Source organism: Rufibacter tibetensis (genome assembly GCF_001310085.1).
Taxonomy (GTDB): domain Bacteria; phylum Bacteroidota; class Bacteroidia; order Cytophagales; family Hymenobacteraceae; genus Nibribacter; species Nibribacter tibetensis.
The window spans coordinates 5,095,126-5,116,258 of sequence record NZ_CP012643.1; the positions used below are offsets into that span (position 1 = coordinate 5,095,126).

At 45.1% G+C, this 21,133-nt stretch carries 17 protein-coding genes and 1 riboswitch; of the genes, 12 read left to right on the top strand and 5 right to left on the bottom strand.

Annotated elements, in window-relative coordinates; all coding sequences use genetic code 11:
- Positions 1 to 187 precede the first annotated feature (187 nt).
- Positions 188 to 302: riboswitch (SAM riboswitch) on the bottom strand.
- A 200-nt stretch (positions 303 to 502) separates the two neighbouring features.
- The 6 genes from DC20_RS21070 (at position 503) to trpS (ending at position 5,967) form a co-directional block, all read left to right on the top strand.
- Positions 503 to 1,438 (top strand): phosphoribosylaminoimidazolesuccinocarboxamide synthase, encoded by a 936-nt coding sequence (locus DC20_RS21070; RefSeq protein WP_062545661.1) that lies wholly within the window; start codon positions 503 to 505, stop codon positions 1,436 to 1,438.
- Positions 1,439 to 1,506: 68 nt separating this feature from the next.
- Positions 1,507 to 1,884, top strand: a complete 378-nt coding sequence (locus tag DC20_RS21075; protein WP_062545662.1) for an STAS domain-containing protein — start codon at positions 1,507 to 1,509, stop codon at positions 1,882 to 1,884.
- A 19-nt stretch (positions 1,885 to 1,903) separates the two neighbouring features.
- The gene (locus DC20_RS21080) at positions 1,904 to 2,821 is read left to right on the top strand and encodes a ribonuclease Z (protein WP_062545663.1); all 918 of its coding nucleotides are present in this window, start codon (positions 1,904 to 1,906) and stop codon (positions 2,819 to 2,821) included.
- Between the two features lie 593 nt (positions 2,822 to 3,414).
- Positions 3,415 to 4,209 carry a queuosine precursor transporter gene (locus DC20_RS21085; RefSeq protein ID WP_062545664.1) on the top strand — a complete coding sequence of 265 codons (795 nt, stop codon included), beginning with the start codon at positions 3,415 to 3,417 and terminating at the stop codon, positions 4,207 to 4,209.
- A gap of 32 nt (positions 4,210 to 4,241) precedes the next feature.
- Positions 4,242 to 4,895, top strand: coding sequence for an alpha/beta fold hydrolase (locus tag DC20_RS21090; RefSeq protein WP_062545665.1), 654 nt, complete (start codon positions 4,242 to 4,244; stop codon positions 4,893 to 4,895).
- Positions 4,896 to 4,992: 97 nt separating this feature from the next.
- Positions 4,993 to 5,967 (top strand): tryptophan--tRNA ligase, encoded by a 975-nt coding sequence (gene trpS / locus DC20_RS21095; RefSeq protein WP_062545666.1) that lies wholly within the window; start codon positions 4,993 to 4,995, stop codon positions 5,965 to 5,967.
- Between the two features lie 86 nt (positions 5,968 to 6,053).
- Here trpS and DC20_RS21100 read toward each other — a convergent pair whose 3' ends face one another.
- Positions 6,054 to 7,238 (bottom strand): hypothetical protein, encoded by a 1,185-nt coding sequence (locus tag DC20_RS21100; RefSeq protein ID WP_062545667.1) that lies wholly within the window; start codon positions 7,236 to 7,238, stop codon positions 6,054 to 6,056.
- Between the two features lie 181 nt (positions 7,239 to 7,419).
- Complete coding sequence (locus DC20_RS21105) at positions 7,420 to 7,821, bottom strand: hypothetical protein (protein WP_062545668.1); 402 nt, start codon at positions 7,819 to 7,821, stop codon at positions 7,420 to 7,422.
- Positions 7,822 to 7,978: 157 nt separating this feature from the next.
- Between DC20_RS21105 and hppD the strand changes: the two genes are divergently transcribed.
- From hppD to DC20_RS21125, 4 genes are all read left to right on the top strand, one after another.
- A complete protein-coding gene (gene hppD, locus DC20_RS21110) occupies positions 7,979 to 9,079 on the top strand; it encodes a 4-hydroxyphenylpyruvate dioxygenase (RefSeq protein ID WP_062545669.1) in 1,101 nt (366 codons plus the stop codon).
- Positions 9,080 to 9,146: 67 nt separating this feature from the next.
- Positions 9,147 to 10,895, top strand: coding sequence for a phospho-sugar mutase (locus DC20_RS21115; RefSeq protein ID WP_062545670.1), 1,749 nt, complete (start codon positions 9,147 to 9,149; stop codon positions 10,893 to 10,895).
- A 690-nt stretch (positions 10,896 to 11,585) separates the two neighbouring features.
- On the top strand, positions 11,586 to 14,189 hold the full coding sequence (locus DC20_RS21120) for a gliding motility-associated C-terminal domain-containing protein (RefSeq protein WP_062545671.1): 2,604 nt from the start codon (positions 11,586 to 11,588) through the stop codon (positions 14,187 to 14,189).
- A gap of 4 nt (positions 14,190 to 14,193) precedes the next feature.
- Positions 14,194 to 15,201 (top strand): PorP/SprF family type IX secretion system membrane protein, encoded by a 1,008-nt coding sequence (locus DC20_RS21125; RefSeq protein ID WP_062545672.1) that lies wholly within the window; start codon positions 14,194 to 14,196, stop codon positions 15,199 to 15,201.
- Between the two features lie 377 nt (positions 15,202 to 15,578).
- On the opposite strand, the gene DC20_RS21130 is transcribed toward DC20_RS21125, so the two are convergent.
- Positions 15,579 to 16,712, bottom strand: a complete 1,134-nt coding sequence (locus DC20_RS21130) for a glycoside hydrolase family 43 protein (protein ID WP_062546073.1) — start codon at positions 16,710 to 16,712, stop codon at positions 15,579 to 15,581.
- Positions 16,713 to 17,226: 514 nt separating this feature from the next.
- On the opposite strand from DC20_RS21130, the gene DC20_RS21135 reads away from it, so the two are divergent.
- Both DC20_RS21135 and DC20_RS21140 read left to right on the top strand, forming a co-directional pair.
- On the top strand, positions 17,227 to 19,155 hold the full coding sequence (locus DC20_RS21135; RefSeq protein WP_083470403.1) for a glycoside hydrolase family 2 protein: 1,929 nt from the start codon (positions 17,227 to 17,229) through the stop codon (positions 19,153 to 19,155).
- A 177-nt stretch (positions 19,156 to 19,332) separates the two neighbouring features.
- Positions 19,333 to 20,100, top strand: coding sequence for an MBL fold metallo-hydrolase (locus tag DC20_RS21140; RefSeq protein WP_062546075.1), 768 nt, complete (start codon positions 19,333 to 19,335; stop codon positions 20,098 to 20,100).
- A 126-nt stretch (positions 20,101 to 20,226) separates the two neighbouring features.
- On the opposite strand, the gene DC20_RS21145 is transcribed toward DC20_RS21140, so the two are convergent.
- Positions 20,227 to 20,604 carry a hypothetical protein gene (locus DC20_RS21145; protein WP_062545673.1) on the bottom strand — a complete coding sequence of 126 codons (378 nt, stop codon included), beginning with the start codon at positions 20,602 to 20,604 and terminating at the stop codon, positions 20,227 to 20,229.
- A gap of 151 nt (positions 20,605 to 20,755) precedes the next feature.
- Positions 20,756 to 21,085: a hypothetical protein gene (locus DC20_RS21150; protein WP_062545674.1), complete on the bottom strand. Its 330-nt coding sequence runs from the start codon at positions 21,083 to 21,085 to the stop codon at positions 20,756 to 20,758.
- Between the last annotated feature and the right edge of the window lie 48 nt (positions 21,086 to 21,133).

Sequence of the window (21,133 nt, forward strand, 5' to 3'; positions counted from 1 at the left end):
TAAAGAAAAAATTAACTAACTTTAGCTGAAGGGATTAGCGACAACAGCAACAAATATCCGTCATGGAAATTGTGCGCATTCGCGTAATGGATGAGATAATAATTCGTGTGTTACCGTTTGCCGCCATGGTCAGGTGCGGCGCTGCATTGTCAGAAGTGGCTTTGATTTGATTTTCCATCTTCGTATCAATTTATATTCCCCAGGTGGCAATATGTCCCCTGGGATCAGGAATTAGCACCTTACACGGCTGGTAGGTTGCTAGAGCTTCATTGAGCCTGTCTCTCCGCTCTTCTTTATAAATCAACTACCGGAATAATTGACTTGATGCTGCAAATCTATCAACCAAAACTTAAACCCCAAATAAATTTAGAAATTTTTTAACATTTATTTTTAAATACAAACAATTGTTAGTAAATGGAGTGCAGAAGGAGGAGATTTGATAAAAGAATAATATTGCCCCGTCTGTATCCTTTTCTAACTTTGTCTTCCTTAGTCATCTGCTATGCAAGCGTTAAAAGAAACAAATTTCCACTTTCCAGAACAGACCGGGTTTTACCGTGGCAAAGTAAGGGATGTGTATTACTTCAAAGACAAATTAGCCCTTGTGGCCACTGACCGCATCTCAGCCTTTGATGTGGTATTACCTAGGGCTATTCCCTACAAAGGACAAGTTCTTAACCAGATTGCCGCTTCTTTTCTGGAAGCTACGGCCAGTGTGGTTCCTAACTGGGTATTAAACCAACCAGCCCCTAACGTGACTATTGGTCGCCAGTGCGAAACATTCAAAGTGGAGATGGTGATCAGGGGATATCTGGCCGGACATGCCTGGCGGGAATACAGCGCTGGCAAACGTACTTTATGTGGGGTTACTTTGCCCGAAGGTTTGAGAGAAAATGATCCTTTTCCAGAGCCTATTATCACTCCTACCACCAAGGCCGCTGAAGGTCATGATGAAGACATCTCAAGAGAAGAAATCCTGCGCCAAGGAATTGTCTCTAAACAGGATTACGTCCAACTAGAGGCCTACACCCGAGCGCTCTTTCAAAAAGGTACTGAGCTGGCTGCAGAAAGAGGATTGATATTAGTTGATACAAAATATGAGTTCGGGAAAGCAGATGGCATCATTTATGTAATAGATGAAATACATACGCCAGATTCTTCAAGATTCTTTTACTCAGAGGGTTATGAAGAGCGGCAAAAAAGCGGAGAACCACAAAGACAACTTTCAAAGGAATTTGTACGTCAATGGTTGATTGAGAATGGGTTTCAGGGAAAAGATGGCCAGCAAGTACCAGAAATGACCGATGCTAAAGTTTCTGAAATCTCTCAGCGTTACATAGAATTATACGAAAAGCTACTGGGCAAAAAGTTCCTCCCCCAAGACTATGCCAGTCAGCCACATACACTGCAAGAAAGCATTGCGGCCAACATTTTTTAGCTTACATTGTTAAAGATATTCCACCAAAAATTGGTAGATTCGCACTCTAAACCTTTTTGCTGTTACTTATGAAGTACACAATTGATAAAAAAGAGAATTACACCATCATCACTATAGATGAAAAGAAACTAGACACCACAATCGCTCCTGATTTGAAGTCTGAGTTTGTGAAGTTGAATGCAGAAGGTATTACTAACCTGATCCTAGATCTTACCAACGTAAAATATACTGATTCCTCTGGCCTTTCCTCTATATTGATTGCTAATCGTCTTTGCAATTCTTCCGGAGGGGTACTTATTCTTACTGGCTTGCAAGAGCACGTAACTAAATTGATCACGATTTCTAAACTGGAGTCTGTGTTGAACATTCTTCCTACTGTTGAAGAAGGCATTGACCGTGTGTTTCTGCACGAGATTGAGAGCGATCTAACCAAAAAAGAAGAATAGTCATTAAGCGGGTTGCAGTTTGGATTTTGAGCTGAAAATACTTGGTAGCTCCTCTGCCACCCCGTCTTTTGAACGAAATCATACCGCCCAACTCCTCACAGTTGGCAATCAGATCAACCTGATTGATTGCGGAGAAGGTACACAAATGCAGCTGATGCGCTATAAAGTAAAGCATCAGCGCATTTGTAACATCTTTATAAGCCACCTTCACGGTGACCACTACTTTGGTTTAGCTGGCTTGCTCTCCACCATGCACCTGCAGCAGCGGACGGGCCATCTAAACCTTTTCGGTCCTAAAGGTTTAGCCGAAATCATTACTCTTCAATTCAAATACGGCGGTACCCAACTTCCCTACCACATCAACTTTGTGGAAGTGGATACCACTGTTTCCAGGAAAATCTTCGAAGACAAATACATGACGGTGCACACCCTGCCCATGCAGCACCGGGTGCCTTGTTGTGGATATTTGTTCCGGGAGAAACCCAAGCCCCGGCATCTCCTCAAAGGAAAGCTTCCCTCCTTTCTGACGCCACCTCAACTGGTGCGTTTAAAGTGGGGCGAAGACATCATAAATGAGCATGGTGATGTCCTAGTTCGCAACCAGGAGGTAACTTCTGCCCCTAAACGGAGCCGCAGCTACGCCTACTGTTCTGACACCAAATACAAGGAAGACATTCTGCCATTGGTTCATGGGGTAGATCTGCTTTACCATGAGTCTACTTTCCTGAGTGACCTGGAACACCGAGCTACACATACGTTTCACAGCACCGCTGCTCAGGCAGCCACATTGGCCGAAAAGGCTCAGGTAAGACGTTTGTTGATTGGGCATTTTTCTGCCCGGTATAAGGATCTCTCGCCTCTGTTAGTGGAAGCTCAGTCTATTTTTCCTAATACAGCTTTGGCGACAGAAGGGAAAACGATTAGTGTGTTAGAATAAGGGTTTATTCTGAAAGCTTGTTCTGGTTTTAAGCAAATTGTGGGTTCAGAACTGGTGCATGGCTTTTGTTCTCGCTGGCGTGGTTGCTGGATGATGCGGTGCCTGTATGCTTGGTTGTTCTATCTTCTGCGGTAAGCGCTCACTGCCGCGAGGCCTCGTTTTTCCCTCTCGCACTGCCCATTCGTCCTGTGCTGTCTGCTCTTCTTAACTACTGCTTTTCTACGGCCAAAAGCGAGGCGCTCTAGGGAAAGACTGGAACAGGGGAAAGTAGCATAAGCCTTTTTCACTTATTCTTTACACTTCCCTCTCCATGATTCAAGTCTGTGACTTGGACCTATCATGACCTGAAGTTTGCAACTTCAGTGGGGCGAAAGACCCAGAAGCGAAATCTAGATTTACATCCAAAGCAGCATTCATGGAAAAACTTAAATAGTCTTAATGCTTAGTTTAAGGCATACTTTATAAAATAAGGCTATAAAAGCATTCCCCCTATTATAGCAGTTCTGCAATTGTTGCAATCTCATTTCAAATTCACTGGCTTTCCCCCATCTTTACAGCCAACATCATGATTCACTAATATCATCTTTACCTAAATGCAGCAGCTTTCTTCCTCTAAAACTTCTATGGGCTACAAGAAAAGGCAGCTCTTTATGGTGTTGTGTGGAATTTTTCTAACCAATGCCTTACTGGCGGAACTGATTGGAGTGAAGATTTTCTCGGGAGAAGGAGTATTTGGTTTGACTGGGGCGCAAGTGCCGGTGATGGGTACGAAATTAGATTTCAACCTGACGGCGGGGGTAATTATCTGGCCAGTCGTGTTTATCACTACAGATATTATTAATGAGTATTTCGGGAAAGATGGGGTAAAACGGATCAGCTTCTTGACAGCTGGGCTAATTGCCTATGCTTTTGTAGTGATACTGGCGGCTACGTCCTTACCTCCCGCCCAGTTTTGGCAAGACATCAACAGCCAAGGACCCAAAGGAGCAGCGTTCGACATAAATTTTGCCTTCAATAAAGTCTTCAGTCAAGGCCTGGGAATTATTGTAGGTTCTTTGGTCGCGTTTCTGGTTGGGCAACTTCTGGATGCTCATGTCTTTCATTTGCTGAAACGGCTGACAGGTAGCCGCAAAATCTGGTTAAGGGCTACGGGATCTACGCTGATCTCGCAATTAGTAGATACGGTGGTGGTATTGTTTATTGCTTTCTACATCTTCGGGGATTGGGACCTTACTATGGTGCTTTCTGTATCTGTCATCAACTACCTGTACAAATTCACGGTGGCAGTTCTTTTAACGCCTTTGCTGTATGTGGCGCATTCAATTATTGACCGTTACCTGGCAGGTGATCAGGAAATCTCCACGGAACCTTTTCTGTCAAATGACTAAACCTGCCCCTGTTTTCTGAGTAGACGACGTACATGCATTCCCCTCCCCTATACCTGCTCAGTGGTTTATGCGCTGATGAACGACTGTTTCAATTCCTTCAACTGCACCACCCTAACCCCAAAGTCATCCACTGGATCACCCCAGAACCCCATGACAGCATGGCAACTTACGCTGGCAAGCTAATCCAGCAGATTGACTTGAGTCAAGGACCGCCTGTACTGTTGGGCTTGAGTTTTGGCGGCATGGTCATTCAGGAAATAGCGAAGCAGATTCCGGTAAAGCGGTTGATTTTGTTGTCCAGTTTAGCAGACACAAAAGAACTGCCCTGGCACTACAAACTAGCAGGCGCAATGCAGATGCAGAAGTGGGTACCTTTGGGTATGTTTAAGAATTGGGTTAAACCTGGCTATTGGCTGTTCGGGGCACATTCACAGGAAGAGAAACAGATCTTCAAATCTATCATTCAAGATACAGACATTACCTTTCTTCGCTGGTCACTTAACCAAATACTGAACTGGCGGCACAAAGCAACCTTTACTAACGTGGTAGTGATCCATGGTGATAAAGACAAGATTTTACCTCCTCCCTCTTTCCCCTATGTTCATCTCATCAAGGGCGGAGAGCACCTGATGGTGATGAGCCGTGCCGAGGAAGTCAGCAGGCTCATCAATCAATACCTGAATTAACTCCTTTCCTCATCGTTTTCTAAAAACAGGCCAAAAGCAGAACACGCTTTCCTGTTTGCCCATCAATCGCTTTCTTTGCACAAACTTTTAGTAAACCATGGCACGAATCCTTACCGGCATCCAAAGCAGTGGCCGTCCTCACTTGGGCAACCTGCTGGGTGCCATTCTCCCAGCGATTGAACTTTCCAAAGTATCAGAAAACGACTCGCTTTACTTCATTGCAGACTTGCACTCCCTTACCTCTATCAGAGATGCTCAGGAGCGTCGCATGAACACGTATGCTGTGGCGGCTGCCTGGTTAGCGTTTGGGTTTGATACAGACAAGAACATTTTCTATCGCCAGTCAGACGTGCCCGAGGTAACAGAATTAACATGGTATCTGAGCTGCTTTGCGCCCTATCCTATGTTGGCCAACGCCCACTCTTTTAAAGACAAATCGGCGCGGCGCGGACTTTCAGACGTGAATGCCGGGTTGTTCACCTATCCTATTCTGATGGCAGCAGACATTCTGCTGTATGATGCGGAGTTTGTGCCTGTAGGCAAAGACCAGGTACAACACCTGGAAATCACCCGTGATGTTGCCAGCTCTTTTAACCATTTGTATGGTGAGACCTTCGTGTTGCCAGAAGCTCAGGTAGACGAATCTGTGATGACCGTTCCGGGTATTAACGGCGATAAAATGAGTAAATCATATGGTAACACCATTGATATCTTCCTGCCTGAAAAGGAGCTTCGCAAACGGGTGATGAGCATTGTGACCGACAGCAAAGGACTGGAAGACCCCAAAGACCCACAAACAGATATCACTTTCAAATTGTATTCACTTCTGGCCTCTGAAGACCAGGTTGAAACCATGCGCCAGAACTACCTGGCGGGCGGGTTTGGCTATGGACACGCCAAGCAAGCCTTGTTTGAACTGATCATGACCAAGTATGCTCAACCGCGTGAACGTTTCCATTACTACATGGAAAACCTTCCTGAATTAGACTCAAAACTGGCCGAAGGCGCCGCTAAAGCAAGAGCTATTGGTGCACCTGTATTGAAGCGGGTTAGAGAGAAGCTTGGATTCTAGTTTATTCTAAATTTTGCATACTAAGTAGGACGACCATATTTTAGATAAAACAGCAAAGCCGAGGTAATAGCCTCGGCTTTGCTGTTTTAGGAGCTCTCCTTTACAAAATAGGCTTTCAGCGTATCTGCTGAAAAATAGAAAGAATACCTCTTCCCGAAAAAGGTTCTGTCTATGGTTACTTCCTTCCACTTCTCACCCGTAGAGCGCTTCTTTAACTTTTTAAGAGAGGTAAAAGGAATAATTTCAGACTTGTCGGGATTAAGGGTTGAAAACGAATGAATGCTTTTTCTCTCATCGTCTAACAGGTATAATTTACCCAACCCTTTCACTTCAAGGACAGGCACCCCATAATCAAGTTCATTGAAAAAACCATCATATCTATAGCTTGCCAGTTTTCTGCCATTTACGTGATAGAAAATGAGATTCTTTGTCTTTCGGTCATAGGTACTGTCCCACTCTTTCTTTTTTTTATCGAAAGACCATTGCACGTAATCATACAAAGCAAAGAAGGTGGTATCTGAAATAAATCTGGCGGTAACCATATCTGGTTTCCCAAACTCAAATGAATACCCATTTGGTCCGTAAAGTGTGTGGCAGGTTAAGAAGTACTTCCGGTTAGGGTTAGTATGAACCTGGCCATCACACCCGTTTCCACCGGTGCTGCTATAAGATTCCAACTGCAACAGGTTCCCTTTCAAGTCAGTGGAGAAGAAGGAAATACTTCCAAAATCGCTAAATGGCAGCCCAAACCAAATATCAAACAAAACCCTCCCATCTTGGGTGATTCCCCTAAATTCAGGAGCCATGGGTACGCTTTCAATAATGAAACCGTCATTCTCTAATTTAAGGAAGTCTTGTTTGGTGAATCTCTTACTGTACACGGGCTTCCCATTCTTGGTCAAGTTAATATGATACACGTGGTTATGAGCTTTGATGATTCTTACCGCGGTGAGTTTACCTTGGACACTGTCTCTGTGTACCTCAGTCAGGGAGCTGTCATTCAGGCTATAACTTTCAGTGACGGCTTTATAGGTATCAGAACCTGCTTTGAACTCAAACTGACTTTTTTGGTAGGGGTATTCGGCTCTTTTAAATGGCTCCTGCGTTTCCCTGATGGTGTCTACTGATAGGATAGTAGATGTTGGCGGTCCAGTTTTTACCTCATTTTGGGAAGAAGGCACCTGCTGCTTTTCCTGAATTGGCTTCCGGCTTTCACAAGCAGTTACCAAGATGAAAGTCATAAAGCCAACTAACCATGTATACTTGTTCATGGCTCATTTTAGGTACAATCAGATTGATTTGCAAGAGCTGGGTAACTCCCAGCAGCAGCTTATAAAAATATTTTTAAAAAATAGCCCTAAAACAGAAAAGGCTCCTGCTGGGAGTTACCCAGGCAGGAGCCGTACGTTTCTAACTGATGTCTGATGCAAAAATTAGCCAGGAAATGGGAGCTTACTCAGCTCTCCAAACTTCCTCGCGCACCTGTTTGCCAACGCTTAAAATAATGCGGGTTGGGTTTGGCACCAAAACCAGGCGAGCTTCTTTGTTAGGGAATGCGTCTGCTTCTACCCACACTCCTTGCTTACCGGTGATTTCTACCTGGCCTTCGCCGTTCAAAGTTTCAGGCAAGTAGGCAGTAGGCAATAACACATCTGTATCTGGGCAAACCTTCACGTGTACATCACCTAAAATATCTTCCAGGTATTCGCCATAATTATCGTTGAACTCATCTTCTAAATCATGCAGCTCCTCTTCCACGTCATCATAGCGGTTGTCATTATAAGAGAGCTTGCTTAGTTCCTGCTTCTTCTGGATGATGGTAACCAGAGCGGTATTCAGTTCCTGAATGTTCATTCGTTTTTATTTTTTACAAATTTTATAACATCTGCGGCTATTTCCAAGTAGACGCCCCAAAACCCTGCCTCAAATTCTATTTTCTTTCCTGCGCATTTATTCTATTTTTACCTTAAATGAGATTCTAAACAGAACGTAACGGCAAAAAACTTTCTCTATGGCAGAACCTACCGATTTCCTTCCCCTGAACGGTACAGATTACATTGAGTTTTATGTGGGCAACGCAAAACAAAGCGCCTACTATTATCAAAGTGCCTTCGGGTTTGAGTTGGTAGCTTATGCAGGCCCCGAGACCGGTGTACGTGATCGGGCCTCCTATGTGTTACAGCAGGGGAAAGTTAGGTTCGTGCTCACCACTTCCCTCCTGCCAGATTCTCCTATCTCTGAACACGTGCGCCTGCACGGTGATGGGGTGAAGGTAATGGCGCTTTGGGTAGATGATGCTTACAAATCTTATGAGGAAACTATCAGCCGCGGTGCGAGATCAGCGGGAGAACCACAGACCTTAACCGATGAGTTTGGCGAAGTAAGGATCTCTTCCATCTATACCTATGGCGAAACCATCCACACCTTTGTGGAGCGCAAAAACTACACCGGTGCTTTCATGCCTGGGTATAAACCGCGTAAAAGTTTTGTTCCGGTAAATCCAGTAGGCCTGAAACACGTAGACCATTGCGTTGGGAACGTGGGCTGGGGCGAGATGAACACCTGGGTTGATTTTTATGCCAAAGTGATGGGTTTCCAGTTGCTGCTCACCTTTGACGACGAGGACATTTCTACAGAGTATTCGGCGCTGATGAGTAAAGTGATGAGCAATGGCAACGGGTACGTGAAGTTCCCCATCAATGAACCGGCAGAGGGAAAGAGAAAGTCTCAGATTGAGGAATACCTTGATTATTACCACAGCCCGGGCGTACAGCATATTGCCATTGCCACCGATGATATAGTGTCCACCGTAGGCGAGTTACGCCGGCGCGGGGTAGAGTTCCTGAGTGTACCCAGTTACTACTATGCAGACCTGCTGGATCGCGTAGGTAAAATTGACGAAGACCTGAAACCGCTGCAAGACCTGAACATACTGGTAGACCGTGATAATGAAGGTTATTTGCTACAGATCTTCACCAAACCCGTAGAAGACCGACCAACGGTTTTTTATGAAATCATTCAGCGCAAGGGGGCTAAATCATTCGGGAAGGGAAACTTCAAGGCCCTATTTGAATCAATTGAACGTGAACAAGCCCTGCGGGGTAACCTATAATTATATATGACGTTTTGGGACTGTTTTACTTAAAACTGCCCCAAAGAGCTACTACTACAACTGAACTATGGAAAACAATTTATCGCTGGAGCCAGCCGTATTAACCAAGGTAAACACCTGGTTAGAGGGTGCCTATGACCAAGACACCAAAACAGAACTGCAACGCCTCATTGACAGCCAGGATGCAGACGCCATCACAGATTCTTTCTACAAAGACCTGGAATTTGGAACAGGTGGTTTGCGCGGCATTATGGGTGTGGGCAGCAACCGGATGAACCGTTACACGGTGGGCATGGCTACCCAAGGCCTGAGCAATTACTTGTTGAAGTCTTTCCCAGAGCAGCAGATCAGCGTTGCTATAGCCCATGACAGCCGTAACAACAGCCCTTATTTCGCCAACGTGGTGGCCGATGTGTTCAGCGCCAACGGCATCAAAGTATATTTCTTTAAAGAACTTCGTCCTACCCCAGAGTTGTCCTTCGCCATTCGTCACCTGGGTTGCCAGAGCGGGGTGGTGTTAACGGCCTCGCACAACCCTAAGGAATACAATGGCTACAAAGCCTATTGGAACGATGGTGGTCAGGTAACAGCCCCGCATGACAAAAACATCATTGCCGAGGTAAACAAGATCACCTCTTTAGACCAGGTGAAGTTTGAGCGCAACGAAGCCAACATTGAATACATTCTGGACGAGGTAGACCAGGCCTACTTAGACAAAGTAGCTACGTTGTCGGTGGATCCGGAAATGATCAAGCGCCAGCATGATTTGAACATCGTGTTCACGCCTATTCACGGAACTGGGATCACATTAGTACCTCGCGCTTTGGAGCGCTTCGGGTTTACCAACGTGCACGTACTGGAGGCCCAGGCTACGCCAGACGGGAACTTCCCTACCGTGGTGTACCCTAACCCAGAGGAAAAAGACGCCATGAACCTGGCCATGCAGAAAGCAGAAGAGCTGAATGCCGAGCTGGTATTGGCTACTGACCCAGACGCTGACCGCGTGGGTATTGCCGTGCGTGATTTAAGCGGTAAATTCGTGCTTCTGAACGGTAACCAAACGGCTGCCCTCCTCACCTACTACATCTTGCAAGCCTGGAAAAAAGCAGGCAAACTGACTGGTAAGGAGTACGTGGTGAATACCATTGTAACCACAGACCTGATTAACCGTGTGGCCGAAGGTTTTGGTGTGGACTGCTATGAAACTTTAACTGGCTTCAAGTACATTGCCACCATCATGCGCGAGAAAGAAGGCGAAGCCCAATACATCTGCGGTGGCGAAGAAAGCTATGGCTTTTTAGTGGGTGATTTCGTGCGTGACAAAGATGCCGTGTCTTCCTGCGCTATGATTGCTGAAATGGCCGCTGCTGCCAAAGACCAAGGTAAGAGTCTGTTTGAACTCATGATCCAGATGTACCAGGAATTTGGGTACTACAAAGAGGATTTAATTTCCCTGACCAAAAAAGGCCACCGTGGTGCCCAGGAAATTCAGGAAATGATGCAGGAACTGCGCGAGAACCCGCCTAAGACTATTGCCGGTTCTGAAGTAGTAGAGCTGATTGACTACAAAACCGGCTTCCGCAGAAATCTCCATACCGGTGAGGAAAGCGCAACCGGCCTTGAAAGCTCTAACGTGCTCCAGTTCCTTACTGAAGATGGCACAAAAGTCTCAGCTCGTCCATCTGGTACAGAACCAAAAATCAAGTTCTACTTTAGCGTACGTGAGCCCTTGGCTTCTGCTCAGGAGTTTGAACAAGTGGGTCAGAAACTGAATGACAAAATTCAGAACATTATCAGTGACCTGAAGCTAAAATAGCCTTTATAGCCTATACTCTGAAAAGCCCTTTCTACTCATATTAGAAAGGGCTTTTTTCATTAAAAGGCTGTTTTGCCAATACAAGAAGCTTTTCGTGCCGCACCATTACTAATTATTTTTTTAGTCCATAGAAGTAAAATAAATTAGTTAACTATAGTTCATCTTATAATTATTAAAAGAAAATTTTAAATCGTAAAAAGTAATTAAAAATAGCAGCTTATCAATTTAATGTTAATATTGGGTATATTTTAAACATATTAATGAGTTTAGAGTACTCTTTTAAGAAAATGCGCATACACATCATTTATGGAAGATTCTTTTTTACCCTCTCTAAATGAAGTATTTTTAAAGTCTTAAGGTTAATTTCCGTCTTTAGAGAAGGGACATAGTAGATTTTGAAGAGTAGATTTTAGGTGAAAGCAAGATTTGTTAAAAACTTGGCCAGCATCTAATTTTACTGAGAATGTTTTGATGTACCTTAAATAATAAAATCAGCTTTTTTACGATTAATAACAAGAGGTTCATACACTTAAGAAGAGCGAATATTTGATATAACTATTACTACCCACCTACATCTGGATCACCCACCAAGGACCCCTATCTGGATAGGCCTACGCAATAGTTCTGTAAAGTTTTCTCCTTCAACAAGTTTACCTGTTTTGATGTTGTTAACTTATTTCATAAAACCGAATGCATTCATTCAAAAGCTATCTGCTGATATTTGCGATCTATCTCTATAGCTCCTCTTTGCTTCATGCGCAGACAACCGCCACAAAGTGTGGTGCTGCGATCACCCCTCCAGCAGCCACTACTGTCTGCTCTGGAACCCAGCTGACAGCTACTCCATCGGGTAACTTCTTTTACCAATGGCAAAAAGATGGGGTTAACATTCCTAATGCAAACACCAGAACCTTACCTCTGGAAGAGTCCGGCAGTTACAGAGTCATTGTAAGAGGCGCCTCTTGTGCGGCAGATACTTCTGCAGCAGTGGCCATGACTGTGAACAAAGAGGAAGCCCTTTTCAGCATTGATAAGCGGGAAAGGGTAAATCCACAGAGTGCAGATACGTGTGGTATTCCAGTGAAGGTGACCTTGAAGAACGAGTCTAAGCCAGCCACTGGATTAACCTACACTTGGGAGATCTTAGAAGGAGAAGATCCAGCTGACCCTAAGTTTGTCAAATATGTGGAAGGAACATCCGCTACTTCAGAAAACCCAATTTTACAGTTCTACAAAAAAGGCCAATATAAAATCAAACTTAGAATTAAAGGGGCTTGCTTTGATCCGGCAAACCCAGATGGCCCTGTTGATCCGGTTGACCCAGATGATCCCGATGCAGAATCGGACGGAAGATATGTACACGAGGAAACAGTTGTTATTGTCTACCCTCAGGTTCAGCCACAAGGTTTTGAAGAATGCGAAGACCCTACTCCTGGGGCAACTATTACTTTGTCAGGAAGTCAACTTGCTACCCTTGATTTAAACTTAGGAACCCTAAGACCAGGATCCATTACCTGGACGGTACCTGCGGGGGTAACTATTGATAACCCAAACATCGAGAACCCTCAAATAACCTTTCCAAAGAGAGGCACTCACGTGCTGTCTGTCAAGTTTGCAAATGAATGCGAGTTTTCTGATGCACTTCCAGGATCTCAGGTTACTCGCATTGAAGTTACGTTTTCTCCCAGACCACCAAAACCGGTTCTTTCCAGATCAGAGGCTTTTGTTTGCGCGGGAGGAACGTATGAATTGGCTCCTACCCTTAATGACCCAAGAAGATTATATAACTTCTATGCAAATGAGTTCAGCACTACCCCACTTAATACGGGTGGACCAGCGCCTTCCTATTTTGCAGGACCAATAAATGGTAGAATGGTCATTTATGTGGCCGCAATAGAAGGTCAGTGTGAGAGCTTTGAACGGACACCCTTCACCCTGAATGTAATCCAGCAAGACATTGAAAACTCTATTACCGCAGACCAGACCATTTGTGCCAACACCAAACCAGTTGCTTTAAATGGATCTAATGCGCAGGTAGGTACCACCCGGCCTATTTACCTTTGGGAAAGCAAAGCCACTGGTGAGGCTAACTTCTCGCCTGCAGCAGGAACAAATAACCAACAAAGCTACTCTCCTGAGGCTTTAACTGAAACAACCGCATTCCGCAGAACCGTTACATTTGAAGGATGTGATGTACCTAACTTAAGCAATGAAGTCATCATAAATGTACTTCCAGTTATTGATCCAAGCACTAACGTTATTCAGACAAACAAAACAGTGGTGTGTAAAGGTGATGTGCCTACTTTAACTGGTAACTTGATCAGCGGTGACATTGATTACCTATGGGAAAGCAGCACCACCAGTGCCACTACAGGCTTCATTCCGGCCGTTGGTTCAGATAATACCAATGGGGCACAGTTCACGCCGGGCTTTATCACGCAAACTACCTGGTACCGCAGAACGGCGAAATACAAGAACACTCAGTGCGAGCCTGTTCCATCAGCAGAAGCAATCCAAGTAACCATAGATGAGTTGCCAGCAGGACCGGCGGTGAAAGCAACCACCGCTTCCACTTGTCAGGGAGGTTCAGCTGTTTTGGAGGTAATTCCCGGAACCAGCACCACCCCGCTTACTTATGTATGGTATACTGAATCATCAGGAGGAACTCCTATTGGATCTGGAACTCCTTTCACTACACCTCCTTTAACACAAAACACTACGTTTTATGTGGAGGCAGTTAATGCTAATAAATGTGTAAGCCAGCAACGTACGTCTGTCATGGTGACCGTACTCCCTATCACTGCTGATGCCGGACGTGATACCACCATTATTGAAGGGCAATCCATCACGTTGAGAGGATCTGGGGCTGCAGGAGCTACGTATACCTGGTCTCCGGCTACTGGCCTCAGCAACCCCAATGTGGCTAATCCAGTGGCAACACCAACTGTAACTACTACTTACACTTTGACCGTTTCCAATGGTGATCAGGACTGTGTGGCTACGGATGAAGTGACCATCACTGTTATCCCTCGCATCAGAATTGTTAACACGTTCAGCCCTAACCGTGACGGCATTAATGAGTTCTGGGAGATTGAGAACATCCAGAATTTCCCTGAAGCTACCGTGGAAATCTTCAACCGCTACGGCGCGCAGGTATTCAAGTCAAATGGATACAGCCAACCTTGGGATGGTACGCATAACGGAAATCCGCTCCCGCTGGCTACATATTACTACATCATCCGCCTGAATAAAAATGAGAAACCATTCACGGGCAGTGTAACCATTATCAAATAATCAGATGAAGAAAATTTTAGGTGCTTTTCTGGTTTTACTGCCCCTCTCTGCACCGGTTTGGGCGCAGCAGCGGCCGCAGTACAGCCAATATATGATCAACAGCTATTTGCTGAACCCAGCTATTACCGGTATTGAAGATTACACGGAGGTTAAAATAGGTACCCGCCAGCAATGGGTGGGTTTGGAAGGAGCTCCCAGAACCTACCACGTGAGCGCCCACACTCCCCTGAACAAACAGGTAGCCAGTGTGCGAAGAGCAGGAAAAGGAATTACCAGCACGCGCACGGTAAACAGGAATCGCTTCACGCGGGCTTATCCGCACCACGGGGTGGGTATCCAGGCCATCAGTGACAAAACTGGTCCCTTACGCAGAACAAACGTGAACCTGACCTATGCTTACCATTTACCTATCACCAAAACCATCACCATCTCCATGGGGGCTAGTGCGGGCATCTTGCGTAACAGCATCAACCCAAATGAAGCTACCTTTACCAGCCCAGACCCGGCTATTTCCAGCGGCTACGTAAACCGGAATTATTTCGACATGGGATTAGGAACCTGGATTTACTCTAATAATTTCTTTGTGGGTCTATCTGGAGCACAGCTAATCAAAAGCAGAAGAGACCTGAACCCAAGTGAGGTGGAGGAAGAGGACAATGATATTCTACAGAAGCATTATATAGGAACGGTAGGCTACAAGTTCAACTTAAGCCAGGATGTTACTATCATTCCATCTGTTTTAGCCAAATTAAACACTCCCAGCCCCACCACCATTGACTACAACGTACGTGCTATTTACGCAGATCGTATCTGGGCCGGAGTTTCTTACCGGAATCAAGATGCTTTTGCATTCATGACCGGCGTGAACATCAGTCATATCATGGATGTAAGTTATTCTTATGACTACAATACTTCTGGCTTGAGTATAGCTAACACAGGAACCCATGAAGTGGTGTTAGGTCTGAAACTCTTTAACAGAGGAAAAGTGATTTGCCCTAGGTGGATGCACTAATTCTTTATTCATCTATAAAACAGAAGAGCTCCACTTCACATGAAATGGGGCTCTTCTGTTTTAAAGCTAGTTTTCATAAAATAGCTCATGTTAACATCAATATTTATTAGTACATAAACTGTTTCAGGTTGTGAAAAGCAAATCTATCTTAACTCAATCTAGCAGTAAACCTATAGGATATTCCATGTGGTTTCCCTTGGTTTCTTTCGCAGCAACTTCTAGAGAAGATACAAAAAGCTATAAACCCATAAGTATTAAGTTCTAATATCCGTGGGAATGAAAAAAGACACCCACATAGAATTGCCTCTACACTAAAACAAAAAGGCCCTACCTCTAGGCAAGAGGTAGGGCCTTTTTGTTTTAGAACTTTAAGGTGCTTATGACTTAACAGCCGTGATGGTTTGGATAGTACCGTCAGGATTGTGCTTCAACTCAGTTACTTTGATGTTACGCAGGTGCGTTTTACCTGAAAGTTGTGTGTCATGATAGAAGATATACCACTTGCCTTTGAACTCCACAATAGAGTGGTGGTTTGTCCAGCCTTCTACTGGTTTCAAAACCACACCCTTATAGGTAAAAGGACCTGCAGGAGAGTCGCCCACTGCATACGCTATGTTGTGGGTGTCACCGGTTGAGTAAGAGAAGTAATACTTGTTGTTGTATTTATGAATCCAAGCGGCTTCAAAGAAACGCTTGTTGTGCTCGGTAGCCGGGATTAGCTTTCCGTTTTCATCCAAAATACGCACATCTTTCACCGGACCTTCAAACCCTAGCATATCGGCACGCATCTTTGCCATTTTAGGAAGAAGAGCGTTGCCGGTGGCTGGTTCAGGAGCGGCGGTAGAATCGTATTTACCGGTTGCCCAACGCTGCAACTGTCCTCCCCATATACCACCGAAATACATGTAAGAAGTACCGTCTGTATCAGTGAATACTGTTGGGTCAATGCTGAACGAACCAGCAATTGGTTTAGGCTCTGGCTTGAATGGACCCGTTGGAGAAGTTGAGGTGGCTACCCCAATTCTGAAAACATCTTGTTTGTCTTTAACCGGGAAATAGAGATAGTACTTTCCATTCTTGTAGGCCGCATCTGGTGCCCAAAGCTGGCGCCCAGCCCAAGGAATGTCTTTGATATCCAAAGCCACTCCATGATCGGTTACTTTACCGTTGATGCTGTCCATAGAGAAGACATGGTAATCTCTCATGTCAAAGTGATCTCCGTTGTCATTTTCAGGAGTACCAGCCTCTATGTCATGCGATGGGTATATATAAATTCTACCGTTAAATACGTGTGCTGATGGATCTGCCGTGTACATGCCTGGAACCAATGGCTGAGAAAGGTATTTTCCAGCAGTTGAGTCTGTGCCAGCCGTGGTTGGGGTAGTGGCAACAGGGCTTTGCACCTCAGTAGAGGCAGTTTCTGTATTGGTCTGCTTCTGGCAGGCACTGGTGAAGGCCGAAGCCGCAACGAATACCAAAGGCAGGTACTTTGCAGATTTAAGTTTCGTCATCTTTTGTTTGAGGTTAAAGATTGTTTTGGTGAAGATATATAAAACAAAACCTTTTTTGCAACCGATTTCAATAAAATTAGTCATCTTGAAACAGCTGCTATTTTAAGAAAATGGTAAAATAGGAATCCACTTAAAAAAAGGAAAGCTGCTGCCCTGTAGTTACTGATTGTTTCTGGCGCGCTTTCCAAAAGCTACTTCTAAAGATTAAACTTCTTCACTTAGCTATAAAATTTAAAACCATTTCTACTATTACTTTGTCTCTGCCGTTTTATGCCTGGACTACATAAACCTACCTTATACTAACTCTAAAACGAGCTTGATTCTTAGTATACTCATCAGAATCAATGGTATGCCTTTTGCGGAACAACCCTAACGAACGCTTTATAGGAAAATTCCATAAAGGTATTTCGATTTGGTAAATCCAACTCATTTGCTTTTTGCACAACCTTCTTTAAAAAAAACTTCGTTAAAGACTTACTAGTACATAAGTGACGGCCACAAACTGTAAATCAATATGACTGCAATACACCCAAACCTCAACGTAACTGAGAGCTTTGATCAATCAATTGTTTCCAAGAAAATTGAAGAATCACAGGAGGTAGCACCCCAGGAGGACGCCAGTACCTCCAGAGGAACAGACAACCCTTTGCCCCGGGTAGTACTCCGGCCTAATACCTATTCTTTGCTGGATGGCGAATGGAAATTCTCGCTGGACCAAGAAGACCGGGGTTTGCGCGAGGGCTGGTACCTGGGGCATAAATACCAACACACCGCCAACTGGCCGGGATCTGTAGAGGAACACATGGCCGCAACTACTGGAGACCAAGCCCCTCCTGCGTGGCAAGACAAAGTGATTGCCTGGTACGAGCGTGAGTTCACCCGTCCGGAAAAGCTGGAAAGCGGCGGAAAAAGAATTTACCAGATCACGTTTGGAGCCTGTGGCTATGAAACCCGGGTATGGCTAAACGGAAGGTTGCTTACCGATGTGGAAGGCGGAGATGTACACTATGGTGAGTACAATTCCTTCTCCTTTGAAATAAATGAAGACCACCTGCTGCCTGTCAATTGGCTCACCGTTCGTATTTCTCACAGCAAGGACGCAGAGGTTCCCCGCGGGAAGCAGGAATCACACGTGTACAAACGAGGAGGCATCTGGTACCAGACCTACGCCGGTGCTGTTCGCAGCGTGTGGCTGGAAACCGTTGAAAGAAACCGGCTGCGTTCACGAGTTGGGGTGCAAAGCCTTATTGAAGACTCACTGGTTCGCTTTAGTTTTACTACCAGAATCCAGGACCCCGGCCAGTACCTGCTTAAGCTGAACATCTATGAGCGTGGGGCTGACGATGACGCTACCCCGCTTGCTACATCAGATTATCCGCTGAGGTTGGAGGCTGGGCAAAAGCAACAGTATGTAGTCATAGAGGTACCCAATGCCAAGCTTTGGAGTCCTGAAGATCCGCACTTATATAAATTTGAGGCCCAGCTATTTGACAACAGCGGCTACGCTTCAGAGATTGAAGGGCACTTTGGTTTGCGGAAAATTGAAGCCCGCGGCCGGCACATTTACCTCAACAACAAAGAAATTTACATTGACGGTATTCTGTATCAGCCTGGCACCGCTACTTACGAAGAAATGCGCCGCCACATGTACTCCATGAAAGAACTGGGCTGTAACCTGGTGCGGGTACACATTGCCGGGATTGACCCCCGTATTTACAACCTAGCTGATGAGATAGGATTACTGCTCTGGGTAGAGGTACCTAGCCCCCACTCTTCCACCCGCCGAAGCCGCGTAAACCACCGCCGTGAGTTGCTCCGTATGCTGGCCCTTATTGAAACCAACCCATCGGTGATCATCTGGAGTTTGTACAATGAGGACTGGGGTGCGCAGGACATCGCCACTAACCCAGAAACGCGGCAATATATCATGGATATCTTCCATTTTATGAAAATCAGGTATCCGCAGTTCCTGGTAGTAGACAATGATGGTTGGCAGCATATTTCTCATGAAGGCAAGCTGAAGTCAGATATGCTCACGGCTCACTTGTACACGCCTAAACTTGCCAAATGGAAAAAGCTTCTAGATAAACTTACCGCCGGAGAAATGGAAGGCGTAGCGGTTTTACCATTGGTAATTGGTGACCAATACTTCTACCGCGGACAAACCCCTTTGATTGTAAGTGAGTGGGGTGGCTTTGGGTTCTCAGATTACGGTGGACCTGAAAGCTCAGAGGAACGTACTGAACGAATCAAGGCTTTCAAATTAGAACTCCGCAAACGGAAGATCGCTGGAGATGTGTACACCCAGGCAACCAACATTGAGGAAGAGAAAAATGGTTTGATTGACTTCCACACGGGAGAGCTTTCAGTACCAGCGGGATTACTCAGCACCAGAGATTATGTAGAAAAGCCTAAGAAAGCTCCTAAGAAAAAGAAGAGCTAATCTAATAGGATGAAACAGATAGGAAGAACCTGTTTATGGCCCTGTTTTAGAAAACAAGCCTCAAACAGGTTCTTTCTTTGTACCTTCTTTCCAGAAAGAGCCACTTAAACGTAACTGGTGCTGAAAACATTAGTCCCTTGTTAGTTGTATACCTCACATGACCAAACCACACACCAAATGAAACTGAAAAACTTATTACTCTTGCTGATCTGCGTTTGCACGTACTCTGCCTGGGCCCAAACGTTAGCTACGCCAGACAGAATTAAAACTAATAAAGGAGATTTAGTCATACAGCCTGTCACGCATGGCACGGTGGTTCTGCAATGGGATAACAAAACCATTTGGGTTGACCCTTATGGAGGCGAAGCGTTGTTTACCGGCCTTGCTAAACCAGATTTAATTCTGATTACCGATATTCACGGCGACCATCTGGACTTGAAAACCTTGCAGGCCCTGCCTACCTCCGGTGCTACTATTGTGGCCCCTCAAGCCGTGGTTGATATGTTACCAGCTTCCATGAAAGCCAAAGCCATTGTACTGGCCAATGGAGCTAAAACAAAACAGATGAATATGGAAATCATGGCGGTGCCCATGTACAACTTGCCAGAAACCGCTGATTCCCGCCATCCAAAAGGAAGGGGCAATGGCTATGTGCTCAACATTGGGAACAAGAACGTATACCTGTCAGGTGATACAGAAGATATTCCTGAGATGCGCGCTCTAAAAAATGTTGACGTGGCATTTGTCTGCATGAACCTCCCCTTCACTATGGATGAGACGCAAGCTGCTTCTGCTGTGCTGGACTTCAAACCCAGAATTGTGTACCCATACCACTATCGTGGCCAAACCGGCCTCACCGATGTGAATGCTTTTAAAACTAAAGTAGAGGCTGAGAAAAACCAGATTGACGTACGTTTACGCAACTGGTACCCAGTAGGTAATTAGATAATAAGCCTTGTAGAGCCTTTGGAGATAAAGTGCTTTAAGAGACTCCTTTTAACAAAACAGCCCCTAAAAGCAAAAGCGGGTTTCTCTTTAAGGGAGAAACCCGCTTTTGCTTTATTTAATGGTCTAAAGCCTGTTATAATCGGCTTCTTCAGAGTTAGTAGTGTCACTGTCTAAAGGCTGGTCATTCATACGCACCCCATTGGCACTGCCATCCATGGCATCATAGCTTCCTTCGTATTCAAAGCCAGGTCCTTGCGTGTCAGATTCTTTGCTATCCGGGTCATTGGCTCCGTAACCGGTTAATTCATTACCGCCAATGTGCAGGTTCTCTAGCTTGTCTTTCTGGTCATTGCGTTCTGTTTCCCCATTAAGGCCAATGTTACGTTTAGCCGAGGGATCAGGATGATTGCCAGGAGCATTGCGCTGGTGATAGTCATCATTCACGTTATTAGCTGATTTTGAATCTTCTTTATCGTCTTTGAAAATATCTAGAATACCCATAGTCTTAAAATTTATGTTCTACGCTAGTTTACGGGTACAGCTACAGGTTGTTTAAAACCAAGGACTTCTGCGCAAATAAAACCTGTACAAAAAAGAGGACCTGCTGGCAGCAGGTCCTCTTTTTTGTGCGCTAAGTATCACTTCAAAACTATTAGTGCTTCTTGCCCTTTTTCTTTTTACCACCCTGGTTTCCGTGACCATGGCCGTTCCCATTTCCATTCTTTTTCTGCTGACCGGGCGCATACGCCTTCGCTGATTGTCCACCATAGACTTTCTTAGCTTGTCCTGGAGGTAGCCCTTTAGATGAAGTAGTTCTACCGTCCGGGAAAAAGATGCCTGGGAAATCTGAGGTTCTTTGGCTTTTAGAGGTGCGTGAGCCCGAAGGATAACGGGAACTGCTGGTATTTCTGGAGCTGGAGCAGGAAACAGCACTTACCAGGAAAACCAGCAAAACAACTAATTGTACAATCTGTCTTTTCATATAAAATCTGAAATGCGGAACATCTGCAAAAGTGGCTGCAAGTATAAA